The organism is Streptomyces sp. NPDC048142 (assembly GCF_043202835.1).
In the GTDB taxonomy this organism is placed as follows: domain Bacteria; phylum Actinomycetota; class Actinomycetes; order Streptomycetales; family Streptomycetaceae; genus Streptomyces.
This window is the reverse complement of sequence record NZ_JBIDBC010000013.1, coordinates 48,277-62,737: the sequence shown is the minus strand read 5'-3', so window position 1 is coordinate 62,737 and position 14,461 is coordinate 48,277. Positions and strand designations below refer to the sequence as shown.

The following is a 14,461-nucleotide window of genomic DNA, read 5'->3' as shown; positions in this document are numbered from 1 at the left end:
GCTCAACCACGCTTTTACATTCAGCGGGCGGTCGACGAGATATCCATTCATCGTCGGCCCGGCACAGGGAGTACCTTCCGCACTATCACCGGAGGACCTCATGGAGCACCTGATCAAGAAGATGTCCCAGGACAGCGTCTGGCAGAATTGGCTCGCCGCCAACTCCGCCCAGCAGGCCGCGAAGAACGGCTGCATCAGCGCCGCACCCAAGAGCGGCTGCATCAGCGCGGCACCGAAGGCCGGCTGTATCTCCTGATCGGCCGCAGGGGCGCCCGTGAACAGCTCTGCGAGAGCATTCGCCGCACCGCGGCATGTTCCCGGGCGTCCCGGCTCCGGTTCCCCCGAGCCCATATTTCTTCAGCTGTGCGAAACATGAGAAGGAATTAATGAAGGGCCAGCCGACCAGCGATGTCATCGAGCATATTCGCGACATACCGATCTATCAGGAGTCCCTGGCGAAGGGCCACTTCCCGCTGCTCGACAAGCCGGAGATCGCCCGCGGGTTCCCCGACAACTGGATGACGCCCCGGCTGGCGGCGGCGCTGGCGAGCGGCGAGGCGGAGTTCGTCCTGTCCACCGGCACCAACCACGCCCGGATGCAGATCATCCGGCCGCCGTACTTCCTGCTCCACTCCTACTACGAGCTGTGGAGCAACCACCCCGACATCGCCGGGACATGGGAGTCGGGCTGTCGCCGCGTCTCCCTGACCACGGTGCTCGCGACGGAGCACGTGGCACGGGTCAACGCCGCCCGACGCGGCGTGGAGCTCAAGGGGACCCCCGCCCTGGCGGACCGCTGGCTCGACGCACGTACCTGCTACCTCAACCTCCGTCTGGACCCGGCGCATTGGAGCCGCAGGGACGTACTGCGGATGCTCCGCGAGATCGACCTGGCCCGGAGCACGCACCCGCAGGGCCGGTACCACCTCGACTGCTCCGGGTACCACTTGGCGCACCTGATACAGAAGGCCGAGGCCTTCGGCCTGCTGGACGCGTTCCCCGCGCCGGCCAGCATCGTCCACGCCTACGAGTACACCCCGACGAACGTCCGGCGGTTCCTGCACCGGCGCTTCGCCTGCCCGGTCATCGATCTGTTCGGCAGCACGGAACTGGGCTACCTCTACTACAGCGACCGGGAGGGCCGGTACTGGCCGCACCTCGACCGCATGAGCGTCGAACTCCTGCCGGTGGCCCCCGGAAGCACCATCCACCAGCTCATCGTCACCAGCGTGCGCAATCCCTACATGCCGCTCGTCCGCTACCGGTCGGGCGATTGTGTGCGCACCCTGGACGGCACGCCCGACCCCGCGGCGATCATCCAGTTCTGCGGCCGGCAGAAGGAATTGCTGAGCACGCCGAACGGCCCGGTCGCCCAGGGCGACCTCGACCGGCATATCGCGGACGCTTCCCCCCGGATCTTCCTGCACCAACTCCACCTCCACGGCGACGCCGAAGCCACCCTCCTCTACACGACGTTCACCGATGAACCCGTCGGCGCCACGGAAGCGGCGGCGTTGCGGCAGAGCATCGGTGAACTGACCGGACGTCACTGCCGGATCGAACACCGCACCCATATTCCCATCGGACGCTCGGGCAAGTACGCCTGGCTGAGGGCTGTCCCGTAATCCCTGACGGCCCGCCATCTCCCCCTCAGGAAACGGAGTGCCATGACCAGCGGACACACACTCTCCGCCGACGACCTGAAGCGCCTTCTCGGGGACACGCTGCACACCGAGGTGGTGCGGTATTTCAGCGACAAGTCACCGGACACACCACAGGACTTCGTGGAGCGTCAGATCACCGAATGTCTGCGGTACCTCTACCTCGTCTCCCGGTACCGGGACCGGCTCAGCGGGCTTTTCCTGCCGGTGGAACAGGACATCGACGAAATATGGCACTACCTCATCCTGCAGACCCGTGAGTACCGCGAGCTGTGCGAAGAGCGACTTCCCGGACGGTTCTTCATCAACCACCGCAGCATCGCCTACGAGGACTATCAGGAGGAGCCGGGGCGCGAACAGGCATTGGAAGAGGCATTGCGCTGGATCCCCCTGTACTGCCGGGAATTCGGGCCGTTCGACGAAGGCGCGCTGCCGCACTGGACGATGGTGCGGTTCCTCCATGAGCAGATGGGGATTTCCCTCACGGACATCGCGGACCTGAAACCCATGGCCGTTGCCTGAGCAGAAAACCCTTCGCCCGCATGACGATCGGAAGAACCCCCTTGTCGACTCGCACCGGACATCCGGTCGCCATGAGTGAGGTTCCGGAACAGCGGCGCGTTCTGACCGTGCTGGTACTGGCCCAGATCATCAGCGGCGCCGGGCTCACGGCGGGAATAGCCGTCGGGGCCCTGCTGGCCGAGGAGATGCTCGGCGGGGCCGGACTCGCGGGCGTGCCGAGCGCGCTCTTCACCGCCGGGGCCGCACTCGGCGCGCTCGGCATCGGCCGGCTGTGCACCCGCTGGGGCCGTCGCCCCGGACTCGCACTGGGCTACGCGGTCGGGGCGCTCGGCAGCATCGGTGTGGTGGCGGCCGCCGCCACCGGAAGCGTCGTACTGCTCCTCCCAGCCCTCCTGGTGTACGGGATCGGTACCGCGAGCGGCCTCATGGCGCGCTACGCGGGCGCGGACCTGGCCTCCCCCGCCCGGCGCGGACGGGCCGTGAGCACGGTGCTCTTCGCCACCACGCTGGGTGCGGTGACCGGGCCCCTGCTGGTGACTCCGGCCGGCGAGGTCGCGCACGCCTGGGGCGTTCCGCGGCTCGCCGGACCGTTCCTGCTGGCGGCGGTGGCGTTCACCGCCACCGCGGTCCTGCTCGCGGCCCTGCTCCGGCCCGATCCCCTCCGGCTCGCCCAGGCGCTGGCCGCCCGGACGGCCGGCGCCCCGGACGAGGGCGGGGACACCGGCGAGCAGGGCGACGCGGGTCCGGACGGGCCTCCCGTCGGTGGGCCCGCGCCCGTCGGACGGCACGATGTCGCCGTCGGCACCACCGTGATGGTCCTGGCCCAGGTCGTGATGATCGCGATCATGACGATGACGCCGGTGCACATGCTGGCGCACGGTCATTCCGCCCAGGCCGCGGGGCTCGTGATCTCCCTGCACGTCGGAGCGATGTTCCTGCCCTCCCCGCTCACCGGGCTGCTCGTCGACCGGATCGGCAGACGGTGGGTCGCCTGCGCGTCCGGACCGCTGCTGCTGGCGGCGGGGGCGCTCGCCGCCCTGTCGCCCCCGGGCTCGGTTCCCGCACTCGGCGCCGCTCTCGTACTCCTCGGCCTGGGCTGGAACTTCGGACTGATCAGCGGCACCGCGATCGTTACCGACGCCCTGCCCCCGGACCGGCGCGCCACGACACAGGGGCTGGTGGACGTGGGCCTCGCGGCCGCCGGGGCGGCCGGGAGCCTGGCGTCGGGCCTGGTCGTCGCACGGGACGGTTATCCGGCACTGGCCCTCATGGGCGGGCTGGCCGCTCTGCTGGTCCTGCCGGTGAGCCGGGGCCGGGCCTTTCACATCGGCGGACGATCTTCGCTACGACGAGCCGTGCGCATCGCCCTTTGGGTCTATCGCTATTCGCTTCCCGCCCGTGCGCGTCGACGCCGTTCCCGTTCACCGTCGGGAGCGCGGCCCGACGCCATCGCCGACCAGCGGAAAGGCCCCCGCCGTTAACGAAAGCTTTAACGATGTTCCGGCGGGCCGGGCACACAGAACCAGCGTAAAACGGATAACCCAAAGATTGGGGCTCCCCATACAGCACATCGTGGGCTTAACTTAGGTGGCATGACGTCCCCCCGCTCCACCTTCGGCGGCGGCTACTACGCCGCGTCGTTCCCCGACACTCCGATCTACGACTCCTTGGTCGCGGAGCGGGGAACCCCGCAGATCGCCCCCATCCGTGTGCCGGCCGCGTACGACACCGGCAACAGCTACCTGCCGGCCCTGCCGTCCGCGCTGCCGGCGCTGCCCGCTGCCCCCTCGCAGCAGTCCGGCTCCTACGGCTACCCGCAGCAGCCGATGCCGCAGTACCAGCAGGCTCCGGCGCAGCACGCGCCGATGCAGCCCGCCCAGCTGCAGCACGCGCCCGCGCCGTACATCCCGCAGCAGCCCCAGTCGGCGCGCCCCGCGCCCGCCACCGGGTACGAGTCGATGCGCCCGGCCTCGCCGCGGCCCGCGCCCGCGCAGTCGCCGTACGAGGACCCGTACAACCGGCCGTACCAGAGCCGGGGGTACTGAACCGCGACTCCGTACAGCGAGGTGCGCCGGGGGACGCACCGGGCGTCCGCCCGCACCCAGGACACACGGGTGTGCGGCCGACGCCCCGGAAAACCCACGCGTACGGGGTCCGGGGGTGCTGGCAGGATGGGCGCATGAGTTTTCCCGTGCTCCGGTCCGCCCACGTCTATCCGGTCAAGTCGCTCGCCGCGCGCGCCTGCGGCACGGTCGCCGTCGAGCCATGGGGACTCGACGGCGACCGCCGCTGGATGCTGGTCGACAAAGCGTCGAGAGTCGTCACACAGCGTCAGCAGCCGTTCATGGCACGGATCGCGGCCGAGCCGCTTCCGGGCGGTGGCGTACTCCTGTCCGCGCCGGGCCGTCCGCCCCAGCGGGTCGAGGCGCCGGAACCCGGGCGGATGCTCAGCGTGGAGCTGCACCGGGACACCGTGGTGGTGGAGGAGGGTCCGGACGACGCGCACGACTGGCTGAGCGCGGTCCTCGGTACGGAGGTCCGGCTCGTGCATCTCGACGACCCGTCGCACCGCAGACCCGTCGACCCGCTCTTCGCCCGGCCCGGGGACATGGTCTCCTTCGCCGACGGCTACCCGCTGCTGGTGACCACCACGTCCTCGCTCGACGCGCTCAACGCCCTGATCGCCGCGGGCGACCGGCCGGAGGAGGGCCCGTTGCCGATGGACCGTTTCCGGCCCAACGTCGTGGTCGGGGGGACCGAGGCCTGGGCGGAGGACGGCTGGCGGCGGATCGCCATCGGCGAGGTCGCCTTCACGGTGGCCAAGCCCTGCGGCCGCTGCGTGATCACGACGACCGACCAGCACACCGCCGAGCGGGGCAGGGAGCCGCTGCTCACGCTGGCCCGCCACCGCCGGTTCGGCAAGCAGTTGGTCTTCGGCCAGAACCTGATCCCCGAGGGGACGGGAGTGATCCGGGTCGGGGACCCCGTGCGGATCCTGGATCGATAGGGCCGACGAGAAACGGGCGGCATCGGCACGTTCCTGCTCGCCGCCGGATGCGTCGAGGCGGGCCGCCGGCTGACCGTGGGACGTATGGTGCGGCGGCGGTACGCGCGGCTGGACCGGGAGTGGGCCGCGGCGGGTCCGGACCGGGGCAGGACCGGCACGGGCGGCTGGCCACGGTCGCCCCCGGCCGGGGGCGGCCCGGGGCAACATCGCACCGAGGGACCGACTCGTCAACTCCCTCCCCTCGCGCGCGCTACGGTGGTCCGACCCCGTCCGCCTCCCCGGTGGCGGACGGACCCGAGGCATCGCACAGCACGAGGTGGGGGCAGAGCAACTCCATGGCACAGGGCACGGTCCAGGTGACGCACACCGGCACATCGCGATGGCGCCGCCGCACGGGCGAGTACGCCTCCCTCTCCGCGGCCCTGGAGGCGGCAGCCGACGGCGACGTCCTCACCGTCGCGCCCGGGACCTACCGGGAGAACCTCGTCGTCCACCGTGCGGTGACGCTGCGCGGCCCGGAGGGCTCGGCCGGTTCCGTGCGGATCGCGCCGGTCGACGGCGTACCGCTGACCGTGCGCGCCTCCGCGGTCATCCACGACCTCCATGTCGAGGGCCAGGACTCGGCGGCCCCGGCGCTGCTGGTCGAGGACGGTACGGCAGAGCTGACGGACCTGCGGATCGTGACGCGGTCCGCCGCGGGCATCGAGGTGCGCGGCGCGGCCCGGCCCACCGTGCGACGCTGCACGGTCGACAATCCGGCCGGGGTCGGCATCGCCGTACTGGACGGTGCGGGCGGTGTGTTCGAGGAGTGCGAGATCGTCTCCGCCGGCCAGTCCGGGGTCTCGGTCCGCGACGGCGGGCATCCGCGCCTGGACCGGTGCCGGATCCACCACACGTCCGGGGCGGGCATCGGCGTCACCGGCGAGGGCAGCGGCCTGGAGGCGTTCGGCTGCGAGGTGTACGAGATCAAGGGCAGCGGCATCCAGGTCAGCGCCCGCGCCTCGGCCCAGCTGACGGAGTGCACCGTGCACCGCACCTCGGCGGACGGCGTCACGCTGGACACCGACGCGGTGCTGACGCTCGCCGACTGCGACATCCACGACATCCCGGAGAACGCCGTCGACCTGCGGTCGCGTTCGGTGCTCACGCTGACCCGCTCCACGGTCCGCCGCTTCGGCCGCAACGGGCTCTCGGTCTGGGATCCGGGGACCCGGGTCGACGCCGACCAGTGCGAGATCCACGACAGCACGGGCGACTACCCGGCGGTCTGGGTCAGCGACGGCGCGACGGTGATACTGGACGCCTGCCGGGTGCACGACGTGCCCGACGCGCTCTTCGTCCTCGACCGGGGTTCGCGCGCCGATGTGGTGGACAGCGACCTCTCCCAGATCCGTAACACCGCGGTCTCCGTGAGCGACGGGGCGACCGCCCAGCTGGACGACTGCCGTATCCGGGAGACGTCCACGGGCGCCTGGTTCCGCGACCACGGCAGCGGCGGCACGCTGAACAACTGCACCATCGACGCGGCGCAGACCGGGGTCATCGTCACCAAGGGCGCGGACCCCACGATCGAGCGCTGCACGGTCACCTCGCCTGCCGAGGCGGGGTTCTACGTCTCGGCCGAGGGCCGGGGCACCTTCGACAACTGCCGGGTGACAGGCAGCGAGGGCTACGGCTTCCATGTCATGGAAGGCTGCCGCACCACACTCACCCGCTGCCGTACCGAGCGGTGTGCCCGGGGCGGTTACGAGTTCCCCGAGGGCGTCGGCCTGTCGGGCGGCGGTTCCGCGACCGGACCGGTGGTCGAGGACTGCACGAGCGACGAGAGCGGTCTGCGTACGGGCCCGGCTCCGGCGCCCGCGGTGCTGACGGAAACCCGGTCGGCGCCCGGTCTGCTGGGACCGCTGCCCGGCCAACGCGCGGTCGAGCCCGCTCCGGAGCCGGTCCCCCCGGCGGAACCGGCCCGGGACTCCTCGGCGGTCCTCGGCGAACTGGACGCGCTGGTGGGCCTGGACAGCGTCAAGCGCGAGGTACGGGCGCTGACCGACATGATCGAGGTGGGCCGCCGCCGTCAGGAGGCCGGGCTCAAGGCCGCGTCCGTCCGCCGCCATCTCGTCTTCACCGGCTCCCCCGGTACGGGCAAGACGACGGTCGCCCGGCTGTACGGGGAGATCCTGGCCTCGCTCGGGGTGCTGGAGCGCGGCCATCTGGTCGAGGTGTCCCGGGTCGACCTGGTCGGCGAGCACATCGGCTCGACGGCGATCCGGACCCAGGAGGCGTTCGACCGGGCGCGCGGCGGGGTGCTGTTCGTCGATGAGGCGTACGCCCTCTCCCCCGAGGACTCCGGCCGGGACTTCGGGCGGGAGGCCATCGACACCCTGGTCAAGCTCATGGAGGACCACCGGGACGCGGTGGTCGTGATCGTCGCGGGCTACACCCATGAGATGGAGCGGTTCCTCACCGTCAACCCCGGGGTGGCCTCGCGGTTCTCCCGGACCATCACCTTCAGCGACTACCTGCCCGAGGAGCTGCTGCGGATCGTCGAGCAGCAGGCCGAGGAGCACGAGTACAGCCTGGCGGAAGGCTCCGGGGAGGCGCTGCTGAAGTACTTCACCGTGCTCCCCAAGGGCCCCGCCTTCGGCAACGGCCGCACCGCCCGGCAGACCTTCGAGTCGATGGTGGAGCGGCACGCGGGCCGGGTCGCCCAGCTCGCCGAGACGAGCACGGACGACCTGACCCTGCTCTACCCGGAGGACCTCCCCGAGCTGCCCTTCTGAGTCCGTGCCTCCGCCTGCCGGGGCACCAGCGGGCCCAGTTCGTCGAGGAGGGCGGCGCGCTCCTCGGCGAAGGCCGGGTCGGCCTGGTAGTCGGAGTGCCCGAGGATCGGTTCGGGCAGGGGGAGCCTGGTGGTGCGCCCGTACGCCAGGGGGTCCTTCAAGGGGCCCCGGTCCACTCCCGGGTCGGGGTCGGCGCAGATGCGGACGGGGCCGCCGATCGGGTCGGTGGCCCGCCACAGATTGCGCCAGCAGTGCACCGAGCGGTGCAGTCCGAGCAGCGGCTCGGGGCCGAAGTAGGCCGGGAACCACCGGCCGTACAGCCGCTCCAGGGGCGAGCCGTAGGTGAGCAGTGCGACCCGGCGGCGGGTCGCGTCGGGCAGTTGCCAGACGGCGGACGCGGCGAGCACGCTGCCCTGTGAGTGGCCCGAGATGACGAGCCGGCCCCGGGGTGTGGTCGTCGTCCAGGCGGACATCCGGGAGGCGAGGTCGGGGACGGCGCGCTCGGCGTAGCACGGGGGCGCGAAGGGGTGGGCGGCGCGCGGCCAGAAGGTGCCGACGTCCCAGAGGATGCCGATGGTGCGGCGGGCCGAGGCGTCCTTGTAGGCGCGGCGGCCGCCGGCGACGAACAGGACGAAGCCGAAGCCGATCAGCCAGGAGCCGGTCGACTGGGCGGCCTCGGCGAACGATTCGAGGAGCGGCCCGCTCCCGTCGGCGGCCCGGCCCGGTACCTCCTCGCTGCGCCAGGAGCCGGCTATCGCGCCCGCCCCGAGCAGCAGGGTCGCGGCGGAGACCGCGCCGACGATCCAGGGCGCGGAGTCGGTGAGGGCGGCGGCGGCGCGGATCCGGGCGATGCGGCGGGTACGGCCCTCGTCGGGCGGTTCGGGGGCGTACTCCGCCTCGATGGCCGGGCCCAGCCGGCGGGCGGTGCGCGCGGTGCGGACGATCAGCACCAGGACCGGGACGAGCAGGAGCAGCAGGAGCACCGGGATGACGGAGGCCTGCCAGCTGAGCAGGACCGGCGGCCCGGCGATATCGGTGGCGTGGCCCATGCCAGGGGTGCCGGGCCCGTCGAGCCAGTCGGCGACGCGCTGGGCCACCCCGCCGGTCATCACGCCGCCGAGGGCGCAGGCGAGCATCGCGACCGCGGGGCCGCCGAGTCCGTACAGGATGGTGCGGGGTTCGGGGGTGCGTCGGCGGAGGAGCCGGGCGACCACGGCGAGGGCGACGACGAGGATGCCCTGGCCGAGGGCGAGAAGCCGGAAGGTGGCCTCGCCGGGCAGGCTGCCGGAGGACTGCCAGCCCGGACGCGACCAGGACGCGTACAGGGCGGCGAGGGCGAGCAGGGCGAGTGCGGAGCCGGGCAGATAGGTGATGAGGGCGGCGTCCAGCCGGGTGTCGCGGGTCCGTTCGCTGCGGCCCCGGCGGCAGACGACCCAGACGACGACGAGCGCGCACACGACGATGCCGCCCTCGACGGCCGCGCCGATGAACCGCGGCACCGGGCCCTCGGCGCTCCGGTCATGTCGTGCGGCGGCTCCGGCGACGGCCGCGGCGACGGTCAGGAACCCGGCCGCCGTGTGGGCGGCGCGGAGCCGGGCGACGAGCCGGCGGCCGTACCAGAAGCCGGGCCTGCCGAGCGCGGGGCGGACCGGGGCGGGCGGGTGCGCGGTCCCGTCGGCGTCCGGGCCGGGCGCGCCGGGGCCGTGGGCCTCCTGCGACCCGTCGGGGTCGTGCGCGTCGATGTCCCCTCCGCCCAGGGGGCATTGGGATTCGTACGCGCTCCAGGTCCGGTTGGACAGGTACCACAGGAGCCCCACCAGGGCCCCGGGCACGACGGCCGCCAGGGCGAGGCGGCGGCCGGGCTGGGCCCACCAGCCGCCCTGATGGGCCGACAGGAAGCCGAGCCAGGACCGGCGTTCGGCGCAGACCTCGGTGCCCGCGCACTGCCAGGCCAGCAGGTCCAGGGCGACTTCGCAGGCGGCAGCGGTCAGCAGCACGGTGAGGCTGAGCGCGACGAGCCGCACCAGGACGCCGTACAGCCGGACCGCGCGGGTGCGGCCGGTGGCGGTGGGGCGCATCCAGTGGGCGAGGTTGACCACCATGAACGGCAGGAGCAGCAGCCACAGCGCGCGGGAGCTGTTGCCGGAGGTGAGGCCGGACCAGCAGTACGCCTCGGCGACGGGCTCGTCCCGGTGGCGCTCGGGGTGCTTCTCGGCGTGGGCGTCCTCGGTGCGCCGGTACACGGCGGCGGTCGCGTCCCCGGTGATCCGGACGGTACGGGGGTCGCCCAGCATCTCCTGCGGGGTGGCGCCGCCGACGCCGTGGACGAGCAGTTCCAGTGCGGTCCCGGTGTGCTGCGGGGTCGGGGAGGGAGGCGGGGGCGGGGCGGCAGGAGCCAAGGGGAAACTCTCTCTCGGGCGCGCCGGCCTCGCGGCCGACGAAGACGTGCACAGGAGCGGGTGGGGCGGGCCGGGACGCCGTGCGCTGCGACGTGGTGACCCGCCGGTAGCCCGGACCCAGGATTCCGGGTGCGGGGCGGGTGCGTGAGTGGTCTCACGGAATCTCCCCAGGTGATACGGCCGACATGCCTGCGTGGCAGGATGAGTGTGTCGCGCAGACCGCTGCGGACCGTGGGGCAGAGGGAAGGACCGGACTCGGCGTTGAGCGAGAATCAGAATCTGCTCGCGGAGCAGCGCCGTGCGCTGATCCTCGACGAGGTGCGCAGGCGTGGCGGGGTCCGGGTCAACGAGCTGACCCGGAAGCTGAATGTCTCCGACATGACGATCCGCCGGGATCTGGACGCGCTGGCCCGCCAGGGCGTCATCGAGAAGGTCCACGGCGGTGCGGTTCCGGTTGTCGAGGCGAGTACGCACGAGCCCGGGTTCGAGGCGAAGTCGGCGCTGGAGCTGAGCGCCAAGGAGGACATCGCGCGGGCGGCTGCGGCGTTGGCGGTGCCCGGCAGCGCGATCGCGCTCTCGGGCGGGACGACGACGTTCGCGCTGGCCCGGCATCTGCTGGACGTGCCGGATCTGACGGTGGTGACCAACTCGGTGCGGGTGGCGGATGTGTTCCACGAGGCGCAGCGTCCGGCCGGGGGGCGCGGGGCGCGGCCGGGGGCGGCGACGGTGGTGCTGACGGGCGGGGTGCGCACGCCGTCGGACTCGCTGGTGGGGCCGGTCGCGGACCGGGCCATCGACTCCCTCCACTTCGATGTGCTGTTCCTCGGCGTGCACGGGATCTCGGCGGAGGCCGGGCTCTCGACGCCCAATCTCGCGGAGGCCGAGACCAACCGCCGTTTCGTCCGGGCGGCGCGCCGGATCGTGGTCGTGGCCGATCACACCAAGTGGGGCACGGTGGGCCTGAGTTCCTTCGCCGCGCTGGAGGAGGTCGACACGTTCGTCACGGACGCGGGGCTGGCTCCCGCGACGCGCGCGGAGATCGGGGAGCATCTGCCGGGTCTGCTGGTGGCGGGCGACGCTCCCGCCGAGGCCGCCGACGCCTCGCCCGTCACCGAGGGCTGACGCGGGCGCTTCGGATTCCGTTCGGCTCGGCGGGTGCTCCGGACACGCCATAGGGTCGCGGTGTGGCCGTCTTCCGGATCGAGCGCTTCTCCCCTCTCCCCGCTGCCGAGGCCTGGCGTCGGGTGACCGACTGGGAACGGCACGCCGCACAGGTGCCGTTGACCGTGATCTCGGTCCCGACCGGGCTTCCCGCGCAGCTCGGGACGGTTTTCGTGGCGCGTACGGGGCTGGGCCCGCTGGCGTTCGACGATCCGATGGAAGTGGTGCGGTGGACGCCGCCCGCCGGGGGCCGGGCCGGGGTCTGCCGACTGGAGAAGCGGGGGTCCGTGGTGCTGGGCCGGGCCTCGATCGACGTGCTGCCCACGGATTCCGGTTCCCATGTGGTCTGGGTCGAGGAACTGCGGGTGCGGCTGGTGCCCCGGTGGGGTGATCCGCTGCTCGCCTCCACCGGCCGTCGGGTGTTCGGCAGGGTCCTGGACGCCCTGCTCGCCTCCCCCGGCGACGCGTAGGACCGTCGTAGCCGCGCGACCGGACACCCGCTCGCGGCCATTCGCGGAGCCCGCGTTCCCCCGGAAGGACCCCTGCCGATGGCTTCGATGCCGCCGTACGGAGTCCCCGGCCGGTCGTGCGGACCGTCCGGTGCCAGACTCGGACAGGTGACGGATCTTGACGACGGCTCTGACGCCGGCTCCGACGACCTGAAGCTTCCCGGCGGTCCGGGCCACCGCCCCGACGGCTCGCGTCCGCGCTGTCTGGTGACCGGGGCCACCGGCTACATCGGCGGCCGGCTGGTGCCCGCCCTGCTCGATTCGGGGTACCGGGTGCGCGCCCTGGCCAGAACGCCGCAGAAGCTGCGCGACTACCCGTGGGCGGACCGGGTCGAGGTGGTGCGCGGCGATGTCACCGACGCCGCGTCCCTGGCGGAGGCGATGCGGGGCGTCGATGTGGCGTACTACCTGGTGCACGCCCTCGGTTCCGGTGCGGACTTCGAGGAGACCGACCGTAGGGCCGCCCGGACCTTCGGCGAACAGGCGCGGGCGGCCGGGGTGCGCCGGATCGTGTATCTGGGCGGGCTGACCCCGGCAGGCGTGCCGGAGAAGGATCTGTCGCCGCATCTGCGTTCGCGGGCCGAGGTGGGGCACATCCTGCTGGACTCCGGGGTGCCGACGGCGGTGCTGCGCGCGGCGATCGTCATCGGTTCGGGGTCCGCCTCGTTCGAGATGCTGCGCTATCTGACGGAACGGCTGCCGCTGATGATCACCCCGAGCTGGGTACGGACCCGGATCCAGCCGGTGGCCGTACGGGAGGTGATCCGCTTTCTGGTGGGGAGCGCGGCGCTGCCCGACGAGGTGAACCGGGCCTTCGACATCGGAGGCCCGGACGTCATGACGTACCGGGACATGATGCAGCGCTACGCCCGGGTGGCGGGGCTGCGGCGGCGGCTGATCCTGCCGGTGCCGGTGCTCACCCCGGCGCTCTCCAGCCACTGGGTCGGTCTGGTCACACCGGTGCCCGGCTCCATCGCCCGGCCGCTCACGGAGTCGCTGCGTCACGAGGTGGTCTGCCGGGAGCACGACATCAAGGAGTACGTCCCCGATCCGCCGGGCGGGTCCATCGGCTTCGACCGGGCGCTGCGGCTGGCCCTGAAGCGGATCCAGGAGGCGCGGGTCGACACCCGCTGGTCCAACGCTTCGGTGCCCGGCGCGCCGAGCGACCCGCTGCCCACCGACCCGGACTGGGCCGGCGGCAGCCTCTACCGCGACGAGCGGGAGTTGGCCGTGCCGGTCGGACCGGACGCGCTGTGGCGGGTCATCGAGGGCATCGGCGGGGAGAACGGCTGGTACTCCTTCCCACTGGCCTGGGCGGTACGCGGCCGGCTCGACCGGCTCGTCGGCGGGGTGGGGCTGCGGCGCGGCCGGCGGGACGCCCACCGGCTGCGGGTGGGCGACTCGCTGGACTTCTGGCGGGTGGAGGAGACCGTGCCGGGCGAACTGCTGCGGCTGCGGGCCGAGATGCGGTTGCCGGGTCTGGCCTGGCTGGAGCTGTCGGTGCGCCGCGACGAGCGGAACCGGACGGTGTACGGGCAGCGTGCCCTGTTCCATCCGCGCGGGCTGCCCGGTCACGCGTACTGGTGGAGCGTGTGGCCCTTCCACTCGGTGGTGTTCGGCGGAATGGCCCGCAACATCGCCGAAGCGGCCGCCGCCGAGGAGAAGCGCCGTGCGCCGATGGCCGACAGTGGTACAGACAACTCACGGCCCGGCCGCTAGGGTGTGCCCGGCGGATCAGGGTCGGTGAGGCCGCGGCGTCTGGTGCGGTTCATCGCAAGGCGCTGGAACGTCCTCATCGCGGAGCGATTCGGGCGTTTCGGCAACGCCGCGAGGTGCCGTGCCAGGCGTCGCGGACCCGGCCCTGATCCGCCGGGTACACCCTGGGGTGTGCCCGGCTCAGCACGCCGCAGACCGCCGCAGGCCGCCGGGAGGTGCACACGATGGCACGCCGACTGCGTACCGTGGGACGGGAGTTCGTCGACTCCGCGCCGATACGTCTGGTGTTCGCCGCCGAGGTGTCCGCGCCGGTGGACGTGGTGTACCGCGCGCTCGCCGAGGATGTCGCGTCCTGGCCTTCCTGGTTCACCGCCGTCACCCGGGCCACGCCCACCGACGCGGGCGCGGGCCGGGAGGTGCGGCTGCGGGGCGGGGTCCGGTTCCGCGAGACGGTCGTGGCCGCCGAACCGGACATGTGCTACGCCTACCGGGTCGACGAGTCCAACGCACCTGGTGTGCGGGCCCTGTTGGAGGAGTGGCGGCTCACCCCGGAGGAGTCCGGGACCCGGGTGCAGTGGACCTTCGCCGCCGACGGTACGGGGCTGTTCCGCCTGGTGCTGAGCCTGGCGCGGGCAGGGGTGGGCCGGTCCTTCCGGCAGGCCGTGCGCCGCCTGGACGCGCGGCTGGCGACGACGACGCGCTGAGCGCG

The 14,461-nt window shown here is 72.6% G+C and carries 12 protein-coding genes; 11 read left to right on the top strand and 1 reads right to left on the bottom strand.

Annotation, left to right across the window (positions count from 1 at the left end; translation table 11 throughout):
- Positions 1–100 precede the first annotated feature (100 nt).
- The 7 genes from ACGF2Y_RS18545 to ACGF2Y_RS18515 all read left to right on the top strand — a co-directional run bounded on the left by ACGF2Y_RS18545 (position 101) and on the right by ACGF2Y_RS18515 (position 7,967).
- On the top strand, positions 101–256 hold the full coding sequence (locus tag ACGF2Y_RS18545) for a hypothetical protein (protein WP_392948353.1): 156 nt from the start codon (positions 101–103) through the stop codon (positions 254–256).
- A 130-nt stretch (positions 257–386) separates the two neighbouring features.
- Positions 387–1,625, top strand: a complete 1,239-nt coding sequence (locus ACGF2Y_RS18540; protein ID WP_392948351.1) for a hypothetical protein — start codon at positions 387–389, stop codon at positions 1,623–1,625.
- Positions 1,626–1,667: 42 nt separating this feature from the next.
- The gene (locus ACGF2Y_RS18535; RefSeq protein WP_392948348.1) at positions 1,668–2,183 is read left to right on the top strand and encodes a hypothetical protein; all 516 of its coding nucleotides are present in this window, start codon (positions 1,668–1,670) and stop codon (positions 2,181–2,183) included.
- Between the two features lie 71 nt (positions 2,184–2,254).
- A complete protein-coding gene (locus ACGF2Y_RS18530) occupies positions 2,255–3,664 on the top strand; it encodes an MFS transporter (RefSeq protein WP_392948346.1) in 1,410 nt (469 codons plus the stop codon).
- A 111-nt stretch (positions 3,665–3,775) separates the two neighbouring features.
- Positions 3,776–4,228: a DUF6643 family protein gene (locus tag ACGF2Y_RS18525; RefSeq protein WP_392948343.1), complete on the top strand. Its 453-nt coding sequence runs from the start codon at positions 3,776–3,778 to the stop codon at positions 4,226–4,228.
- Between the two features lie 134 nt (positions 4,229–4,362).
- Positions 4,363–5,190: an MOSC domain-containing protein gene (locus ACGF2Y_RS18520; RefSeq protein ID WP_392948341.1), complete on the top strand. Its 828-nt coding sequence runs from the start codon at positions 4,363–4,365 to the stop codon at positions 5,188–5,190.
- Between the two features lie 335 nt (positions 5,191–5,525).
- Complete coding sequence (locus ACGF2Y_RS18515) at positions 5,526–7,967, top strand: right-handed parallel beta-helix repeat-containing protein (protein WP_392948339.1); 2,442 nt, start codon at positions 5,526–5,528, stop codon at positions 7,965–7,967.
- Here ACGF2Y_RS18515 and ACGF2Y_RS18510 read toward each other — a convergent pair.
- Positions 7,934–10,366, bottom strand: a complete 2,433-nt coding sequence (locus tag ACGF2Y_RS18510; protein WP_392948336.1) for a hypothetical protein — start codon at positions 10,364–10,366, stop codon at positions 7,934–7,936. The genes ACGF2Y_RS18515 and ACGF2Y_RS18510 overlap by 34 nt on opposite strands.
- A 261-nt stretch (positions 10,367–10,627) precedes the next feature.
- Between ACGF2Y_RS18510 and ACGF2Y_RS18505 the strand changes: the two genes are divergently transcribed.
- The 4 genes from ACGF2Y_RS18505 to ACGF2Y_RS18490 all read left to right on the top strand — a co-directional run bounded on the left by ACGF2Y_RS18505 (position 10,628) and on the right by ACGF2Y_RS18490 (position 14,456).
- Positions 10,628–11,488: a DeoR/GlpR family DNA-binding transcription regulator gene (locus ACGF2Y_RS18505; RefSeq protein ID WP_392948333.1), complete on the top strand. Its 861-nt coding sequence runs from the start codon at positions 10,628–10,630 to the stop codon at positions 11,486–11,488.
- Positions 11,489–11,550: 62 nt separating this feature from the next.
- Positions 11,551–11,997, top strand: coding sequence for an SRPBCC family protein (locus ACGF2Y_RS18500; RefSeq protein WP_392948331.1), 447 nt, complete (start codon positions 11,551–11,553; stop codon positions 11,995–11,997).
- 147 nt (positions 11,998–12,144) lie between these two features.
- Positions 12,145–13,755, top strand: a complete 1,611-nt coding sequence (locus ACGF2Y_RS18495; RefSeq protein ID WP_392948328.1) for an SDR family oxidoreductase — start codon at positions 12,145–12,147, stop codon at positions 13,753–13,755.
- A 221-nt stretch (positions 13,756–13,976) separates the two neighbouring features.
- A complete protein-coding gene (locus ACGF2Y_RS18490; RefSeq protein WP_392948326.1) occupies positions 13,977–14,456 on the top strand; it encodes an SRPBCC family protein in 480 nt (159 codons plus the stop codon).
- The last annotated feature ends 5 nt before the right edge of the window (positions 14,457–14,461 follow it).

What these genes read in the sequence shown, in the direction of transcription:
- ACGF2Y_RS18545 (WP_392948353.1), top strand. Translation starts at nt 101, where the DNA reads ATGGAGCACCTGATCAAGAAGATGTCCCAGGACAGCGTCTGGCAGAAT.
- ACGF2Y_RS18540 (WP_392948351.1), top strand. Translation starts at nt 387, where the DNA reads ATGAAGGGCCAGCCGACCAGCGATGTCATCGAGCATATTCGCGACATA.
- ACGF2Y_RS18535 (WP_392948348.1), top strand. Translation starts at nt 1,668, where the DNA reads ATGACCAGCGGACACACACTCTCCGCCGACGACCTGAAGCGCCTTCTC.
- ACGF2Y_RS18530 (WP_392948346.1), top strand. Translation starts at nt 2,255, where the DNA reads ATGAGTGAGGTTCCGGAACAGCGGCGCGTTCTGACCGTGCTGGTACTG.
- ACGF2Y_RS18525 (WP_392948343.1), top strand. Translation starts at nt 3,776, where the DNA reads ATGACGTCCCCCCGCTCCACCTTCGGCGGCGGCTACTACGCCGCGTCG.
- ACGF2Y_RS18520 (WP_392948341.1), top strand. Translation starts at nt 4,363, where the DNA reads ATGAGTTTTCCCGTGCTCCGGTCCGCCCACGTCTATCCGGTCAAGTCG.
- ACGF2Y_RS18515 (WP_392948339.1), top strand. Translation starts at nt 5,526, where the DNA reads ATGGCACAGGGCACGGTCCAGGTGACGCACACCGGCACATCGCGATGG.
- ACGF2Y_RS18490 (WP_392948326.1), top strand. Translation starts at nt 13,977, where the DNA reads ATGGCACGCCGACTGCGTACCGTGGGACGGGAGTTCGTCGACTCCGCG.